Origin of the sequence: Paenibacillus lemnae (genome assembly GCF_012933385.1) — a bacterium.
Classification (GTDB): Bacteria; Bacillota; Bacilli; order Paenibacillales; family Paenibacillaceae; genus Paenibacillus_AQ; species Paenibacillus_AQ lemnae.
Genome location: NZ_JABBPN010000010.1, coordinates 73,611 through 90,217, shown reverse-complemented (window position 1 = coordinate 90,217; position 16,607 = coordinate 73,611). Strand labels below are relative to the sequence as shown.

Here is a 16,607-nt window from a genome sequence, read left to right as displayed (position 1 = left end):
ATATTTCATCTCTTTCATCGAACGCGTGCGGTTATGCAATAAGCTTGAACAATTTAAAAGGAGGCATATTGAATGAAGAGAAAAACAAAGAAAGTCAAACGCATGTCCACGTTAGTTATTCTGAGCACGATCTGTGCGATGTCCCTGGCGGGCTGCTCTTCCGGCAGCAGCGGCGGGGGAGAGAAAGCAGCGACCGAAACACCGGTCTCTCCTCCTGCTGCAGAATCTGCTGGCGGTTCGCAGGAACCTTTGAAGCTGAATATCATGCTGCCGATCTTTAAAACGAATTACCCGAAGGATGACAGCCCTGTCGCGGCCGAACTGGAAAAATTGACGAACACAGATATCCATTTCGAATGGGTACCCAATGCTTCGTATCCGGATAAGTTTAATATCACACTGGCATCCGGAAATCTGCCGAAAATCATCTATGTGCCAGATGCAAAAGGACCCAGCTTTGTTAGTGCCGTGAAATCGGGCGCATTCTGGGATTTGACGGATAAACTGAAAAACTATCCGAACCTCAGCCAGGCTAACGAAGTCATTCTGAACAACTCTTCCATCAACGGCAAGACCTATGGCATCTACCGGGGGCGGGAGCTTGGGCGTAACGGTGTATACTACCGTCAGGATTGGCTTGAAAAGGTCGGACTCTCGCAGCCAAAGACGATTGATGATTTCTACAATATGCTGAAGGCCTTTAAAGAACAGGATCCGGATGGCAACGGTAAAGATGATACCTACGGTCTCGTCATGGTGAAATGGGCGCCAGGATGGGGTTCTGGCTTTGATCAAATCAAGCTGTGGTTCGGTGCTCCAAACACATGGGGAGAGCAGGACGGCAAGCTTGTACCGGACTTCCAGTACGATGAATATTTCGAAACGCTCAAGTTTATGAAGAAACTTTACGATGAAAAACTCGTCAACCAGGACTTTGCTGTAATGGATTCCGCCAAGTGGATTGATCCGATCGCTAATGGGCAGGCCGGTGTAATCATTGACGTCGTGGACGGAGCCGCCCGGGCTGACGATAAAATTAAAGCATCTCTTGCGGAAGCAGGCAAAGAAGATTCAAGGGAGCACTATATGGATGTCTTCGGCGCTGTGACAGGTCCTGATGGACAAATCCATACACTGCCAACTTCCGGTTTTGCCGGTCTACTGGCGATTCCCAAGTCAAGCGTTAAGACAGAAGAGGAACTTGATCGTGTTCTGAAATTCCTTGACCAGCTGAATGAACCGGAACTGCAAACCCTGAATGGTTACGGACTTGAAGGAGCCCATTATACGAAGATCGATGACCAGACACTGGAAAGAAGCACCGATACCGTTCTCCTTGAATCTGAGGTGGAAGGCTTGAATCAAATGATTCCTTATATTCCGGAAACCAGGGGACTTCAGGTTGCCCAGACTCCGCTCCGCTTAAAGCAGACCGAGGTGCAGATCCAAAACCGGGATACGATTGTGGCGAATCCGGCTGAACCATTTATTTCAGAGGTATATTCGCAAAAAGGACAGCAGCTCGGGAACATAATTAACGACGCGCGAATCAAATTTATCTTCGGTCAAATTGATGAGCAGGGCTGGCGTGACGCTATTGAATTGTGGAAGAAATCCGGCGGCGACGATTATGTCAAAGAAATCAATGAGCTGTACAGCGCATCGAAATCATAAACCCTTTGTCGATCCCCAATAAAAAAGAGGCTGTGTGCCTCTTTTTTATGCTGTACTGATTTTTAAACAATGTAATCTGAATTCCTGCTGGCTTTCTCTGATAGTGCCCACTATGATTATTTCAGAAGCAGGGTTTTTTATTCTTCATATTTGAATACGCTTACATAAGTATGGATGCAGAGATGATTCTTTGGCAGCAGACCGGACAAATCTAAGAATATGGTTGGTGAGCTGACGATGAATGGTGGGAAGTCAATGATAGCCCGTTTTTTCAGTGGATCTGGAAGCTTCTATAGAAAAAGCTTGATGATGTTCTTGTTCGTTGCGGGGATACCTGGAATTATTACCGGCATTATCGTTTATTACATGGCGGGAGGAGAACTGGAGAGTGAACTGCTTCAGCTTCACAATAATCAGATTGAGCAGCGTTCGATGAATATGGATAAGCAGTTGTCCAATCTCGAGATGATGCTGGCGCATTGGGCTTTTGATACCCGTTTTGATTACTCTCTCTACGGCCTGGATTTCACACGCGAATTTGAAAAAACGCGGGAAATTACCAATACCCTGCTTGTGATGCAGGGCTCCAACACAATGATTCATAATGTCAGTCTCTATTTGAAGGGGGGCGAGGAGAGCGGGGAGAAGCCAAAGTTATTTTATCCGGAGTATTCCACTGTAAATGACCAAGCTGCCGCAGCTCTCTATGATTCACTGATCGACACTGAAAAAACAACCTACTGGACACAGCTGGCGCTCGATCCAGCGAATCCTGGGAAACGGGAGTTAACGTTTGTTCACCATATTCCAGGGGGGATTCAGCAGCCATTCGGAGCTCTGGTTGTCCGGCTGGACAATGAACAGGTTGCCGAAGCACTGCGGACCATCACACCCTACGAGAATGGCGAAAATTTTCTTATGGACGGGAACAACGGCATGTACATCTCCGCCAATGGACATGCTGCTGATTCACCATTTGTAACAGCAGTCCGTGAGAAAGTCGAGATGGGCAGAAGCGGGAAAGGATCATTTCTTTTCAACTGGAATGACAAAACCTATGCTGTTACCTATGGTAACTTTGCGCGCATCATGGATAACTGGCTGTACGTATCTGCTTCCCCGATTACGAATATTACAGCGCCTGTCATATTGATCTCCAAAGTCATATTAATGGTCAGTTTGATCGCGTTACTGCTTGCGGTGTTTCTTGCATGGTTCGCTTCAAGAAGGATGTATTCGCCAGTCAAACGATTAATGAAGGAGTTGATTCCGGCTGCAGCCTTGTACGGAGCTGAACGTGAGAATGAATTCGCCTTGATTGAGCGTCAGTGCAGACATTTGAGCAGGGAAAGCAGCGAACTGAACGCCAGCCTGCTGGAGCAGCTGCCCTACGTGCGGGAAAGCTTTCTGCATCAGCTGCTGCAGGGTTATTTGTACGCCTATTCAGAGGATGATCTGTGTCAAAGAATGGAGCGTTATACATGGCAGGTGCAGGAAAAGCAGTTTCTCGTGCTTTATGTTCAGTTGACGGGAATTGACAGTTTGGAGGGGAAATTCAAGTTTGGTGATGAAGGCCTTGTCACCTTTGCCTCAGTCAATATGATTGAAGAGTTGGCGAAGGATTACTTTGAGCAGAGCAGCACGATTAATTTTCACGATCTTGGTTCATGTTTGCTCTTGTTTATGCCGCAGGGGCAGTCCACTTCAGAAATGGTCCACCAGTTCAGTGAAGAGCTGGCACAGAAGGTGAACAAGCTGTTAAATATGCGGGTTACATTAGCTGTCAGCCGCGTGATGACCCGTATCAGCGACATTCCGCTTGCTTTTGAGGAAGTCAAGAATGCGGCAAGCTTCCGCAATTATCATAATGATAACCAGTTCATTGAGATGGAGAAGCTGGACTATGATGAAACCTCTGGCCCGCAGTATCCTTTTACGCTGGAACGGGAATTCTTGCAAGCACTTCGGACCGGACAAGAGCAGGATGCCCGGGACCTGCTCAGTGATTTTCAAAAAGCGCTCTCTGTTAAGGGAGCTAAAGCCATTGATGTGCAGCAGGGAATGCTTCATCTCCTGGGAGCGGTTCAGCATACGATGCTGGTTTCAGGCATTCAGCCAAGCCGTTTATTTCAAGGTGCTAATCTATACGAACAGCTTTCACAGATTAAGGAGCCGGCAGCGGTCCGGGACTGGTTTCAAGAGAGGGTGATTACTCCATTCATGAGGGAACTGAGCAGCAGATCGGACTGTCAGGTTAAACGAGTCATTGAACAGTCGATGATCTTTATGCAAAACAACTTTATGCATGACATTTCGCTCGACAACTGCGCGGACCATATCGGAACAAATCCCTTTTTTCTGAGCAAGTCATTCAAACGAGTGACCGGGAAAAATTTCATCGATTATTTAACCGAGCTGCGTGTTGAAAGAGCTAAAGAGCTGCTGCGTGATTCGGAACTGAAGATTAATACAGTAGCCGAACAGGTGGGTTATCAGCACAGCTATTTTAACCGGATATTCAAAAAGCTTGAGGGAATGACGCCTACCCGCTACCGGGAACTCAGCCGAACTGAATGAACATAATAGATCAACAAAAAAGTGCAAGGAGTGAGAAATCGTACAAATCAGCCAAATCTTTCGCTTCCAAGATCGTATTATTGCCTGTAAACCGGACTCTCTTTACACTAAACAACGATCATTCAAATTGGAAGACCAAGAGGAGATGAGATGATGAACAGCACAGAAGTGAAGCTGCATTGGTTAAGTGAAGACCATCCGCCTTCGGCCGGAGTGACATGGGGAATTCCGTGGAAGGAAGGTCAGCTTTCAAGAGAGGATGCCTTATCGCTGATCGCCGGTGCATCAAAAGCAGCCGTCCCGCTTCAGAGCTGGCCGGCTGCCTACTGGCCCGATGGCAGTGTGAAATGGACGGGGCATGCGGCCGCTTTTTTAACGGAACCTCCACAGGACTGCACTTTGATGGTGGGGAAGCGGGATGCCGAACAGTCTGCATCGTTTTCGCCGCTAACGGTACGAGAGACCAATGATGACATTGTCATTGATACAGGTGCAATCTTGCTGCAGATATCCAAAACAGGCAATAGCATCATCTCCAGCATGACCCGTAACGGTGTTACTTTGTGTACCGGCAGTGAACTGATTGCAATCAAGGAAACGGTAAACGAACAGACCGGTTCAACCATCATTCGGGAAGAAAGATATCAATCCCGTATTTCCGAAGTTAAAGTGGAACAGGAAGGACCTGTTCGTGCCGTTGTTAAACTGACTGGCAGCCACCGTGCCGTGGACGTAGACGAAAGCTGGCTGCCATTCTCACTGCGAATGTATGCCTATGCGGGACTGGAGTCCATCCGCATCGTGCACACCTTTGTTTATGACGGCAATGCAGAACATGATTTTGTAAAGGGGCTTGGAATATCATTTCGTATCCCGATGCAGGGCAGACTGTATAACCGTCATGTCCGGTTTGCCGGCGACAGCGGCTTCTTGAGCGAGTCTCCCAAAACACTTCATTCGCGGCGGACCAAAGGGAAATATCTGGAGCTCTTTAAGCGTCAGCTTGATGGAGAAACACTGACGGATGAAGAGATGGACGATGATTATTTCAAGGGCATTCTGGATGATTCGGCGCGCTGGGATCAATTCAAGGTATCACAGCTCTCTGCAGATCATTATAAGATGGCCAAGCGTACGCAGGCCGGCTGCAGCTGGGTTAAAGCTGCCGAAGGCCGCAGAGCACGGGGGGTGGCTTATGTTGGAGGCTCCGGGGGCGGCCTAGTGCTGGGAATGCGTGACTTCTGGCAGAAGCATCCTTCCGGAATGGAAGCGCAGGATATGACTGAGGATGAAGCACAGCTTACAGCCTGGTTCTGGTCTCCGGATGCAGGGGCAATGGATATGCGCCACTATGATACGGAAACTCATGTCGAGTCATCTTATGAAGGTGCAGAAGAGTTTCGTGCAACCGCTTACGGTGTTGGGAATACGAACGAGCTGATGATCTGGTGCCGGGATGCTGCTCCATCATCGCAGGAGCTTGAAGCCTATGCGAGGTACAACGAATCACCTCCTCAGCTCATGTGTGAGCCAGCGTATTTGCGGTCACAAGGTGCTTTTGGCATATGGAGTCTGCCTGACCGTACAACACCTGCCAAAGCCAATGTGGAGGATAAGCTGGACGGAATTATCGCCTTTTATCAAAGAGAGGTGGAGCAGCGAAGATGGTATGGCTTCTGGGATTACGGTGATTTTATGCACAGTTATGACCCGGCGCGTCATGTCTGGAATTATGACCTCGGAGGCTGCGCCTGGCAGAATACAGAGCTGGTGCCGAATATGTGGCTGTGGCTCATGTTTATCCGGACCGGCAGGGAGGATATCTTCCGAATGGCTGAGGCAATGACACGTCACACCAGTGAGGTGGACGTCTATCATCTGGGAGAATATGCGATGCTCGGATCCCGGCATAATGTCGTCCATTGGGGCTGTGGGTGCAAGGAAGCGCGAATAGCCATGGCTGGCCTGCATCGTTACTATTATTATTTAACCGGTGACGAGCGGATCGGAGATATGATGGATGATGAGAAAGATGCTGACTATGCGACGGTCCATTTAGACCCCATGCGGGCATATTTCCCCAAAGATGAACACCCGACTCACATCCGGGTTGGGCCGGATTGGGCCGCATTCAGCTCAAACTGGATGACCCGGTGGGAGCGGCATGAGGATAAGTTTTATCGCGACAAGCTGATGACCGGTATTCAATGTATCAAACAGGCGAACTTTGGTTTAATCTCGGGACCTACATATGGATATGATCCCGAAACCGGTATCTTGAGTTCTATGGGTGACGACAACTGGGGCAGGCATTTAGCACTTTGTATGGGCGCCCCACAGGTGTGGTTTGAGCTGTCGGCTCTGTTGAAGGATCCGCAGTGGGATGAAATGATGGCGGATTTCGGGGTATTCTACAATCTATCCCAAGAAGAGAAGGACCAGATTACAGGCGGAGTCATCCGCACGGAGCGGTTTGAGCATCCGCTGCTGACTCTGGCGCTGGCAGCATATGGTGCCTGGTACCGGAAAGATAAGCGGACAGCAGATCTGGTCTGGTCGACACTGCTGACACATCACTTTGCTTACACGGATCTGCAGCATGATGCTGCTGCCGTTACCTATGTCCGGGAAATGCAGGAGTTCGAATGGATGAATACGAATGAAGCATCGCAGTGGTCTTTGAATGCTATCATCAGTCTGGAACTGATTGGCGATGCCCTGCCGGAGACAGAACCATCTGCAGGACAGGCTGCTAAGTGTTAACCTTTCAATCCTGTGGTGCTGATTCCTTCCACGATATATTTTTGGAAAATAAAGAATACAACGACCACAGGCAGAAGAGATAGCGTAGCCATCGCGAACATACCGCCCCAGTTATTTAAGGATTCCCCGTCTAGGAAGAGCTTCAGGGCCAGAGAGACGGGGAATTTCTCCGGGTTGTTCAGAAAGATCAGCGGATTGATAAAGTCGTCCCATCTCCAGTAGAAGGAGAAGATGGAGCAGGTAATCAGAGCCGGACCGATCAGCGGAACAATAACCCGGTAAAAGATGCTGTACTTGCTGCATCCGTCAATTTTAGCGGCTTCATCCAGCTCTTTGGGAATGGTACGAATAAACTGCATGATCAGAAAAATAAAGAATGGCGTACCGAAAAAGTGCGGTATAATCAGCGGCTTAAATGTACCTACCCAGTCAAACTTGGCAAACATGACATACTGCGGAACCAGAATCACATCATGGGGCAGCATCATCGTAGCCATCATGCAGACAAACCAGAAGCGCTGGCCCCAAAAACGGGTGCGAGCCAGACCATAAGCAACCAGCGCAGAAGAGATGACGGCCCCGATGGTGGACAGGATAACAATGATGAATGAATTGGTAAAGAAGGTTCCGAATGTCGTTCCCGCGAAACCTCTCCAGCCTGTCTTGTAGTTCACAAACTCAAGCCGGCTGGGGATCAGGCTGTATGCCGTAGTGAAAATTTCGTTGTTCGGCTTTAGTGAGCTTGCAGCGAGCCACAGTATGGGATACATCATGAGCAGGGCGAAAGCGCCGACGAGAATATGGTAGAACATGCGTGAGGATTTTCGCAGCGGCATAGGCCTAGTCTCCTTTCGTCTCATAATGCACCCAGCGGGTAGAGGATTTGAAAATCAGCAGTGTCAGTACACCCACAATCAGCAGCATAATCCAGGCCATCGCAGAGGCATACCCCATCTCAAAGTGGGAAAAGGCCTTACGATATAGATAAAGGGAATACAGCAGAGTCTGGTCCAGTGGACCGCCTTCACCTCGAGAAATGATATATGCCGGGGTAAAGGTCATAAATGCGGAAATCGTCTGCAGCGTCAGGTTGAACAGGATAATCGGGCTGAGCATAGGCAGTGTAATTTTGAAGAACCGGTACACTGAATTAGCTCCATCCACACTGGCGGCTTCATAATAATCTCGGGGAATATTCTTTAAGCCGGCCAGAAAAATTATCATGGAGGAACCGAACTGCCAGATGGACAAGGCAATCAGCGTCCAAAGCGCCGTACTAGGGCTTCCAATCCATGAGGTTGTGGAATGAATGCCAAATAGAGAAAGGGCGGAATTGAGCAAGCCTTGGTCACCGAAGATCTGCTGCCACATAATGGCTACTGCCACACTGCCTCCGATCAGCGAAGGTAAATAAAACGCTGATCGGTAAATACCTGTAGCTCGAGTGGCTGTGTTGAGAATCATAGCAACAAACAGGGCGAAGACAAGCCGGAGCGGAACGCTGGCAAATACATAGGTAAAGGTGACCTGCATCGACTTGGCGATTTTGTCATCTTCTGTAAACATGCGCTGGTAATTGTCCAGTCCGAGCCATCCCGGAGCCTCGTACAAATTGTAGTCAGTAAAAGAATAATAAAGAGAAGAGAGAATCGGATACAGCGTAAAAACAAGAAACCCGAGAACAAAAGGAGCGGTAAACACGTAACCGGTCAGGTGCTCGTTCTCCCGAAGCTTGTTCATGATTGTCAACCCCTAAGCTTAAGATTGGAGCGGCTTCGCGATTTATTTTTGACTTCGGGCCAGAATGGCATTTGCCTCTTTACGAAAATCGGGAGCAGCCTGTTCAATGGACACTTTCTTATACAGAATTCGTTCGCTGTAATCTCTCAGAAGCTTTTCAATTTCTACAGCGCCGATCGGGTTCGGCGGGTCTCCAGGTGAGCTGTTTTCTTCAGCCCATGTCACATAATCAAAGATCTTCGCTTCGTTTTCCGTCAATTCCGGTTTCAAGGCTTCTTTGACCTTAGAGGATACCGGCACACCGCGCTCCCCTTTGATGAGCTGGTTTGCTTCTACATCATTGATGAAGAAGTCAATAAACTTGGCGGCTTCTTCTTTGTTTTTGGAAGACTCTGTAACAGAGAAATACATGGAAGGCTTCAGGAACAACCCTTCTTTTTGTCCAGGGCCCGGCATCGGATTCAATTCCAGCGAACGGTCAGTGACCAGATTCGCGACAGCCAGGAACTGGTTGGACCAGCCATTGCCTGATATCGCGTTCCCCAGATAAATATCATCTTCCTCAGCCACGCCTTTTTTCTGTGCTTCTTTGTCCAGAGAGAGGATGTAGCCGTTGTCATACCATGTTTGATAGCGGTTGAAATAATCGATAAATGCTTGGTCGTCGGCATAGCCGATCGATTTGCCGTCTTCGCTGTACATCTTTTGACCCATCGTTCTCAAATAATAAGGGAAAAATACGTCATGCCGGTAAGCAAAGCCGCCCATTAAAAATCCCTTTTCTTTGGCCTGGGCACCCAGCTTGTCCATATCTTCCCACGTCCACTCTTTGCCGGGAATGTCGATTCCGTTCTGTTTCATAGTTTCTACATCAAATGTCGTCTGCAGGGCATTAGTACCTAGCGTCATGGCTACCAGTTTGCCGTTCACCTCTCCGCCCTTAACGGCGTTTTCACTAACATCATCCAGATTCAGGCTGCCGCTGTCTACGAATGGCTTCAGATCGGCGATCTGATTCCGGCTGGCATACTGATTCAAATAGGAAATATCCATCTGAATAATATCAGGCAGACCGTTAGCAGCTGCTTGAGGGGCGAGCTTTTTCCAGTAATCATCAAAAGGTGCATATTCCGGTTCAATGGTCACATGAGGATTTTTGTCCTGGTACATTTCAATTACCTTAAGTGTGTAGTCATGCCTAGATTGTCCTCCCCACCAGGCGACCCTCAGTTTGACCGGATCTTTCTTGTCCCCTGATGCAGCAGCCGGGGTTTGACCCGGCGTATCTCCATTTGCGGGATTCTCTGCAGTCGACCCGGAGCAGCCGATCAGGCTGAATACCATACTAAGCGATAGAATGGCTGTTAATGCTTTTTTCATTGATGAACCTCCCCTTGTCATAGTAAAACTAGTAATCTCGATCCTTCTGATACTGCTTACATTCCCAATTATCGTTAATCAAGGAGAAGGGAGTAAGGAAAAAAACAGATCAGTTTGTTTAAAAACCAGAGAACGTCTTCATTGTGAAATCTCTTTTTTCATATATTCCGAAGGTGTTATACCCGTCTGCTTCTTGAACACCTGGCTGAAATATTGAGGATTATCACCAAAACCGAGACGTTCTGCCATTTCAAAAATTTTAATATCTGGGTCGGCAGCCATCATCTCGGTTGCTTTATGTATACGCAGGCGCATGACATAATTGGAAAACTTCTCACCTGTCTCTTTCTTGAAGAGCTTTCCCAGGTAATCTGCATTCATATAAAGCATTTCATGGGCGACCATATTCAGAGAAAGACCGCTGTTTCCGATATGTTCCTCCACAATATCAATAACTTTCTGGACGATTGCATTATACTTGACCGACTGTTTTTCATAATTTCGCTGAGTCAAATCGCATACCAGATCCTCCAGCACGACCTGCAGTCCTTGAAAAGTAGTCATCTCGGCGATTTCCGGTATGTTCTGATAAGCTGCTTTCATGTGCTCGGTGTCGGCCATACGGAGAAGCGCGGCATACTGCTGGATTACATGTGATTTGGTCATTTCAATGCTGAGCTGGGCTTTTTTTAACTCGCATGTAAACTCAGCCAAAGCGCTGAGCGCCTCTTGTACATCTCCTGATCGAACCGGCATAGCCAGCCGTTCTTCGTCGAATACGAACGCTGAAGATTCGCCGTCAGAAGACAGCGTATCTTCCGGTGTAATAATCCCGCTTTCATCCAGATAAAACCGATAGTTTAAGGACAGGAGGGTTTCACGATACATTTGCCTCGCCTCCGTTATACGTCCGGAACGGCTGATGGCGATGGTTAAATTCATTTTGTAATAGGTACTAAATGTTGCTCGAATCTCCTGAACCTGCTCGTGAAGCTGATAATTCTCTGCAGAATCCGGATCCGATAATAACAGAAGAACATATTCGCCGATGGTAGTACTAATAAGGATGGAGGGAAGCAAATCTTCTGCAATATTTTTGACCGCAAAAGGATGCTCCAGATCCACTTGACCTTCAATTTGGCACAGGAGAAGACGTACAGGCTGATCAAAATCATATTTAAACAAACCTCGGTAATGCTCCAAGTCACGGCGTCCATAGGTTTTGTTGCTTACAAATTCTTTGAGAATCTGCTCCTTCACATGAGGGATAACCCGCTCAAAACGTTCCTTCATATCCTGAACAAAATGCTCTTTGCGCTGCTGATCTTTCAGCTCCCGTGTGATCTCCTGCAGTGCTTCTGCAATCTTGCTCTCATCGGTGGGCTTTAGAAGGTAATGCCTGACCCCGTACTGCATGGCCCGGTTCGCATATTCAAATTCACCGAAACCGGAGAGCAGCACAAACTTGATATGGGGATGGGTTTCATAGGTTTTGGCCACCAGCTCCAGCCCGTTCAGTCCAGGCATACGAATATCACTAACGACGATATCGGGTGGATCTTTCATAATCTGGTCGTAAGCCTGCAGTCCATTGTGTGCGGTACCGGAAAGTTCTGTCCCAAATGATTCCCAGTCTACCATGCGTGAAATTCCGTCAAGAATAATATTTTCATCATCTACCAGAAGAACTTTGTACATATGAACTCTCCTCCACTTCATTCGGAATGATGATCTGGATGCGTGTGCCTGTGCCGGGGGTACTGTCAATCGTGATCCCGTATTGATCGCCGAAGGCGTATTTGATCCGTTCATCTATATTTAACAAACCGATTCCATTTCCGTTGGTTTGCATATCATTTTGTCGAAGCCGCTCCAGCGTATCATTATCCATGCCGGGTCCGTCATCCTCTACCACAAGAATGAACAGATCCTGATCGGTGAGACCGCGGACAGCAATATGACAAGGATGGATCGACGGCTCCAGTGCGTAGTGAATGGCATTTTCCAGCAGAGGCTGCAGTGTCAGCTTGGGAATTCTCCGCTGCAAATCCACAGATTCCAGTTCCAGGTGAAAAGACAGCCGGTCACCGAAACGAATCTTTTGAATGGTGATATAGTTTTTTACAATTTCCAATTCTTCTTCCAGTGTCAGAAGCGACTCTTTTAAATTGATCGAGTTTCGGAGCAGAAAGGCCAGCGCTTGAACCATTTCAGATATTTGGGCCTGCTTGTTTACTTTGGCCATCCAGTTGATGGAGTCCAGTGTATTGTACAGAAAGTGAGGGTTGATCTGGGCTTGCAGTGCTTTGAATTCGGTTTCTTTAATCAATAACTGACTGGAATAATTTTCTGTAATGAGCACGTTGATGCGTTCGACCATAAGCCGAAAGGTGCGCTGAAGCAAGCCGAGTTCATCTCTGGATGGAGGCTCCTTATCCGGTGGCAGCACGTTAGCTTCTGCAAAATTACCTTTCTCCGCAAGTTTCATACGTGCCATGAGATTCTCGATCGGTTTGGTTAAACTGCGGGAGAAACGGACACCCCATAATATGGCGACGGCAAAAATAAAGATAAACACATAGATGACAAGGCTTTTAATAAACAATACTCGCTTGAAAATTTCATTAAAAGGCGTGATATTGATGTAAGTCCAGCCGGTTTCAGCTGATTTTCTGTAGGCAGTAAAGTAGGATTTTCCTTCCCATTCCCGAATAAAGTATCCATGGTTATCATTTTTGAAGAATGAAGAAGGGATTTCCGCCGGATTGACCTGGGGGAGGCGTGGATAAATGACATCGTGACCCGAGATCATCATCAGATCGCCTTCCTGGCTGGTGAATTGATGAACAAGCCGGTCCATGTCAATACGTATAAAAATGGTGCCGATCCGTTCCAGGTCAAACAGTGTGCCCGAGTAGGATCGGATGTCTCTTGTCAGGATCAGGGCAGGGTCTGAGGCGTCCGGATATGTCCAGCGTTCCTGACCGCTGCCTTCCCCGGCTTGTATCAGCATGCTGCTAATTTTATTTTCAGAGATAGGAATCACTCTGCCCAGGTTCTGACGTTTTCCATGAGCATCGATAATATGTATAGAATGAAGGGAGGGTTCTGAACCAACATAATATAACAGTCTGTCGGCGAGCCGCTGACGCTGGATCAGCATGTCATACTCCGATTCACTATCTGCAATGGTACGAAGATGTGTTTGAATTTGAGCATCTGTAATGATGTTGAAGGACAGCTGTTCGATTCGCTGCAGTTCCTGTTCAATAACCGATGAAGACAGATGAAGTACGGTGGACGATTTTTGATACAGCTGTTCATCATAGACGGAAAACGCATACTGCTGTACGATCAGCGCGATCGTAAATGTGATGGCCACAATGGACGCAATCAAGAGGGAGAGCTTGTTTTTGATGCGCATATGTCTGAAATGTAGAGGGCGTGTCTGCACGATAAACTTCTCCTTACTGGGGGATTTTGGTGTACACATTATGTCACCGCGATGTAAACGCTGTCAATATAACTGGTTTCTTTACCATTTGTTCAACTAATAGCGGTACGATCCTGTTTTACCCTGTTTTTTAACAGGAAAGCACGGTTTATTTCATATACGTGATGTATATAGAAAGGAGATAATATAGCCAGGGAACTTAGTGAAGAGAGGGTGAAGACATTGAAAACCGCTTTTCAATTTGATTTTGGAACCGGGCCTGCTGTCCAAGGCTATACCAAGGTGGGAGCCGAAGACTGGTATTCCTCAGAGAGAGGTTATGGCTTTGATGTCACGAGTGAACTCACGGCCCTGGACCGGGACGAGGCAGGAGAACTCAAACGCGACTTCTGTATCCCTTACGGGGCGACTTTCCGGCTTGATCTGCCGGACGGACTCTATAGAGTGGAGCTTTGGATGGGGGACAGGATTACGGAGACAGAAACGACGGTTAAAGGTCCGGAGAATCAAATGCTTTTACATAGAGTGAAAACTCGTGCAGGGCAGTTTGTGAAGCACAATTTTTCCATTATGGTACAGGGAGGACAGCTGAAACTTGATTTTTCCGGTCTCGCTCCCCGGTTGAATGCGATGAACGTTGCTCCTACAGACGAAACTGCCATTGTGTTCATCGCCGGGGATTCCACGGCAGCGAATCAATCACCTGATGGCTATCCGTACGCAGGCTGGGGTCAGATGTTTTCTTCTTTCTTGAAAGGTGATGCAGCCACGGTGAATCGTGCGCGGTCTGGACGAAGCTCAAAAAGTTATATTGAGGAAAAGGAACTTCAGCGCATCTGGGATCAGGCGAGAAGTGGAGATTATCTGTTGATCCAGTTTGGTCATAATGACCAAAAGCAGGATACCAAGCGGCATACGGATCCTTCCACGACTTACAAGCAGTATCTTTCAGAGTATGTAGAGGGTGCCCGAAACCTAGGCATGACTCCCGTTCTGATCACTTCGGTGCAGCGGCGTTTCTTCCATTCGGATGGAAGTTTAAAGGACACGCATGGAGCTTATCTGGACGCGGTCCGGGAACTCGCTGCCGAGAAGAATGTACCTTTGGTAGACCTCGCTGATAAAAGTGCACGTCTTTACACGGAGCTGGGTATGGAAGGAAGCAAATCGCTGTTTATGTGGGGCGCGCCCGGCGAATTCATTCATTTTTCGGAGGGTATTCAGGACAATACCCATTTTCAGGAGTACGGCGCTTTAAAAATTGCAGAGCTGGTAGTGGAGGGACTGAAGGAGTTATCGCTTCAGCCGCTAACCTTGTTCTTTCGTTAATGGAGGTTGAATACATGAACCAGAGCGAAACGCGCTGGCTGATCCCGGACGGATATATTCCGCCGGAAAGCTCAGGTCAGCTGGAAAGCCATGAATCGGTATGCGTGCTGAATTTGAATAAGGAAGAGGTTACGGTTATGATCAACGTCTATTTTGAAGATCGAGACCCTCTCTTCGGTATGGAAGCGGTCGTTCCGGGCCAACGTACGAAGCATATTCGAACCGCAGGACTTGTGTCTAATGGAGAACGCATCCCGTCGGGTGTTCCCTATGCCATGGAAGTTACTGCGAGTCTGCCGATTTTCGTGCAGTACAGCCGCCTGGATTCTACCCAAGCCGAGAATGCCTTGATGAGTGTCATGGCGTATCCGGTTCACAAGTAGACAAAGTTCGTATTTCTCCTTACAGACGAACCAGAATGAAACCGGAATATGCAGCATATATATGGTTTCACAGGACAGCAATGTCCTGCCGTGTTCATCACCGGTGGTCCGTTTGAAGACCGAATTTTCGGAAAAGGGGAAATACAGAAATGGCTAAATCCAAAAGAGGACACTCATTATGGCACCTGCCCTCTAGAGGCAGAGGTACTTGTCCTGTGTGTCACAGCACTCGGATCAAATTGCTTTATCCGCGCACCAAGTCAGACGGAACGGCTTTAAAAGTATGCAAGCGCTGTGATAAAGCTGTACAAGCCCGCATAGACGCTGCAGTATAATGGTAAAAAGCCAAAGAAGGGCTGTGTCGAGCGCCTGTCTTTGGCTTTTTTATGTGCTTTTAACTATAATAGAGGCACGTCCTGCAACTCAACTTCCATAACGTATATAGACAGGAGGAACTGCCTCATGAATATTTATGTTGTCGATGCATTTACGAATCAGCCATACCGGGGAAATCCCGCAGCTGTTCTGGTTCTGAAAGAAACTAGATCCGACTCCTGGCTGCAGGAGATTGCTTCGGAAATGAATCACTCCGAAACGGCTTTCCTGCTGAAGCAGAAAGACTCTTATCAGCTGCGCTGGTTTACACCTGAAAGTGAAGTGGACTTGTGTGGACATGCTACTCTTGCAAGCGCACACATTTTGTGGGAGAAAGGTTTCAGTCAGGAAGAGGTCCTGCGTTTTAGTACCAAAAGCGGTGTCCTGACAGCAAGCAGACTTGAGGACGGGTGGATCTGTATGAATTTCCCGAAAGAGACGGAAAGTCCATGCATTGCCCCTAAGGATCTGAGCGAAGGATTGGGAACCGAACACGTATATGTCGGTAAGAATCGAATGGATTATCTGGTTGAGGTGGATAGCGAAGCGATCTTGAAAAACCTGAAGCCGGACTTTACCCAATGGGAAAAGGTAGATGCCCGCGGTATTATTGTAACAAGTCAAAGCCAAAGGGAAGGCATCGACTTTGTGTCCCGATGCTTTTATCCCGCTGTCGGTGTAAATGAAGACCCTGTTACCGGCTCAGCTCACTGCTGCCTGGGACCATACTGGGCATCACGACTGCAGAAGAACGAGCTGACGGCTGAGCAGATTTCATTCAGACCCGGTTATTTAAAAGTTAAGGTGCTGTCCGAACGTGTAGATATTCAGGGCCAGGCTGTCACCACATTATCCTCCGTTTTGGAGGCAGAGAAGCACAAGCAGGAATAGTTCTCCCCGTTCAATGGAAATATGCGCAGCCTAAAGGCAGT

At 47.8% G+C, this 16,607-nt stretch carries 12 protein-coding genes; 7 read left to right on the top strand and 5 right to left on the bottom strand.

Annotated elements, in window-relative coordinates:
* Window positions 1-72 precede the first annotated feature (72 nt).
* From HII30_RS12255 to HII30_RS12245, 3 genes are all read left to right on the top strand, one after another.
* Window positions 73-1,674, top strand: a complete 1,602-nt coding sequence (locus HII30_RS12255; RefSeq protein ID WP_169505328.1) for an extracellular solute-binding protein — start codon at window positions 73-75, stop codon at window positions 1,672-1,674.
* Window positions 1,675-1,929: 255 nt separating this feature from the next.
* Window positions 1,930-4,251: a helix-turn-helix domain-containing protein gene (locus tag HII30_RS12250; protein WP_246246334.1), complete on the top strand. Its 2,322-nt coding sequence runs from the start codon at window positions 1,930-1,932 to the stop codon at window positions 4,249-4,251.
* A 150-nt stretch (window positions 4,252-4,401) separates the two neighbouring features.
* Complete coding sequence (locus HII30_RS12245; protein WP_169505326.1) at window positions 4,402-7,014, top strand: exo-rhamnogalacturonan lyase family protein; 2,613 nt, start codon at window positions 4,402-4,404, stop codon at window positions 7,012-7,014.
* Here HII30_RS12245 and HII30_RS12240 read toward each other — a convergent pair.
* The 5 genes from HII30_RS12240 to HII30_RS12220 all read right to left on the bottom strand — a co-directional run bounded on the left by HII30_RS12240 (window position 7,011) and on the right by HII30_RS12220 (window position 13,588).
* Window positions 7,011-7,850, bottom strand: coding sequence for a carbohydrate ABC transporter permease (locus HII30_RS12240; RefSeq protein ID WP_211184567.1), 840 nt, complete (start codon window positions 7,848-7,850; stop codon window positions 7,011-7,013). The two genes, HII30_RS12245 and HII30_RS12240, sit on opposite strands and share 4 nt — an antisense overlap.
* Window positions 7,851-7,854: 4 nt before the next feature.
* Window positions 7,855-8,754: a carbohydrate ABC transporter permease gene (locus HII30_RS12235; protein WP_169505325.1), complete on the bottom strand. Its 900-nt coding sequence runs from the start codon at window positions 8,752-8,754 to the stop codon at window positions 7,855-7,857.
* Window positions 8,755-8,796: 42 nt separating this feature from the next.
* Window positions 8,797-10,134: an ABC transporter substrate-binding protein gene (locus HII30_RS12230; RefSeq protein WP_169505324.1), complete on the bottom strand. Its 1,338-nt coding sequence runs from the start codon at window positions 10,132-10,134 to the stop codon at window positions 8,797-8,799.
* A 138-nt stretch (window positions 10,135-10,272) separates the two neighbouring features.
* Entirely contained in the window at window positions 10,273-11,832 is a 1,560-nt protein-coding gene (locus HII30_RS12225) for a response regulator transcription factor (RefSeq protein WP_169505323.1), read from the bottom strand.
* Window positions 11,807-13,588 carry a cache domain-containing sensor histidine kinase gene (locus tag HII30_RS12220; RefSeq protein WP_343045104.1) on the bottom strand — a complete coding sequence of 594 codons (1,782 nt, stop codon included), beginning with the start codon at window positions 13,586-13,588 and terminating at the stop codon, window positions 11,807-11,809. Before HII30_RS12220 ends, HII30_RS12225 begins: the two co-directional genes overlap by 26 nt.
* Window positions 13,589-13,801: 213 nt before the next feature.
* Between HII30_RS12220 and HII30_RS12215 the strand changes: the two genes are divergently transcribed.
* From HII30_RS12215 to HII30_RS12200, 4 genes are all read left to right on the top strand, one after another.
* Entirely contained in the window at window positions 13,802-14,917 is a 1,116-nt protein-coding gene (locus HII30_RS12215; RefSeq protein WP_343045103.1) for a rhamnogalacturonan acetylesterase, read from the top strand.
* Between the two features lie 14 nt (window positions 14,918-14,931).
* Complete coding sequence (locus HII30_RS12210; protein ID WP_169505321.1) at window positions 14,932-15,300, top strand: sensory rhodopsin transducer; 369 nt, start codon at window positions 14,932-14,934, stop codon at window positions 15,298-15,300.
* A gap of 149 nt (window positions 15,301-15,449) precedes the next feature.
* Window positions 15,450-15,635 (top strand): hypothetical protein, encoded by a 186-nt coding sequence (locus tag HII30_RS21625; RefSeq protein WP_169505320.1) that lies wholly within the window; start codon window positions 15,450-15,452, stop codon window positions 15,633-15,635.
* 127 nt (window positions 15,636-15,762) lie between these two features.
* The gene (locus tag HII30_RS12200) at window positions 15,763-16,566 is read left to right on the top strand and encodes a PhzF family phenazine biosynthesis protein (protein ID WP_169505319.1); all 804 of its coding nucleotides are present in this window, start codon (window positions 15,763-15,765) and stop codon (window positions 16,564-16,566) included.
* The last annotated feature ends 41 nt before the right edge of the window (window positions 16,567-16,607 follow it).

What these genes read in the sequence shown, in the direction of transcription:
- HII30_RS12250 (WP_246246334.1), top strand. Translation starts at nt 1,930, where the DNA reads ATGATAGCCCGTTTTTTCAGTGGATCTGGAAGCTTCTATAGAAAAAGC.
- HII30_RS12225 (WP_169505323.1), bottom strand. Translation starts at nt 11,832, where the DNA reads ATGTACAAAGTTCTTCTGGTAGATGATGAAAATATTATTCTTGACGGA.
- HII30_RS12230 (WP_169505324.1), bottom strand. Translation starts at nt 10,134, where the DNA reads ATGAAAAAAGCATTAACAGCCATTCTATCGCTTAGTATGGTATTCAGC.
- HII30_RS12200 (WP_169505319.1), top strand. Translation starts at nt 15,763, where the DNA reads ATGAATATTTATGTTGTCGATGCATTTACGAATCAGCCATACCGGGGA.
- HII30_RS12210 (WP_169505321.1), top strand. Translation starts at nt 14,932, where the DNA reads ATGAACCAGAGCGAAACGCGCTGGCTGATCCCGGACGGATATATTCCG.
- HII30_RS21625 (WP_169505320.1), top strand. Translation starts at nt 15,450, where the DNA reads ATGGCTAAATCCAAAAGAGGACACTCATTATGGCACCTGCCCTCTAGA.
- HII30_RS12245 (WP_169505326.1), top strand. Translation starts at nt 4,402, where the DNA reads ATGATGAACAGCACAGAAGTGAAGCTGCATTGGTTAAGTGAAGACCAT.
- HII30_RS12240 (WP_211184567.1), bottom strand. Translation starts at nt 7,850, where the DNA reads ATGCCGCTGCGAAAATCCTCACGCATGTTCTACCATATTCTCGTCGGC.
- HII30_RS12235 (WP_169505325.1), bottom strand. Translation starts at nt 8,754, where the DNA reads ATGAACAAGCTTCGGGAGAACGAGCACCTGACCGGTTACGTGTTTACC.
- HII30_RS12255 (WP_169505328.1), top strand. Translation starts at nt 73, where the DNA reads ATGAAGAGAAAAACAAAGAAAGTCAAACGCATGTCCACGTTAGTTATT.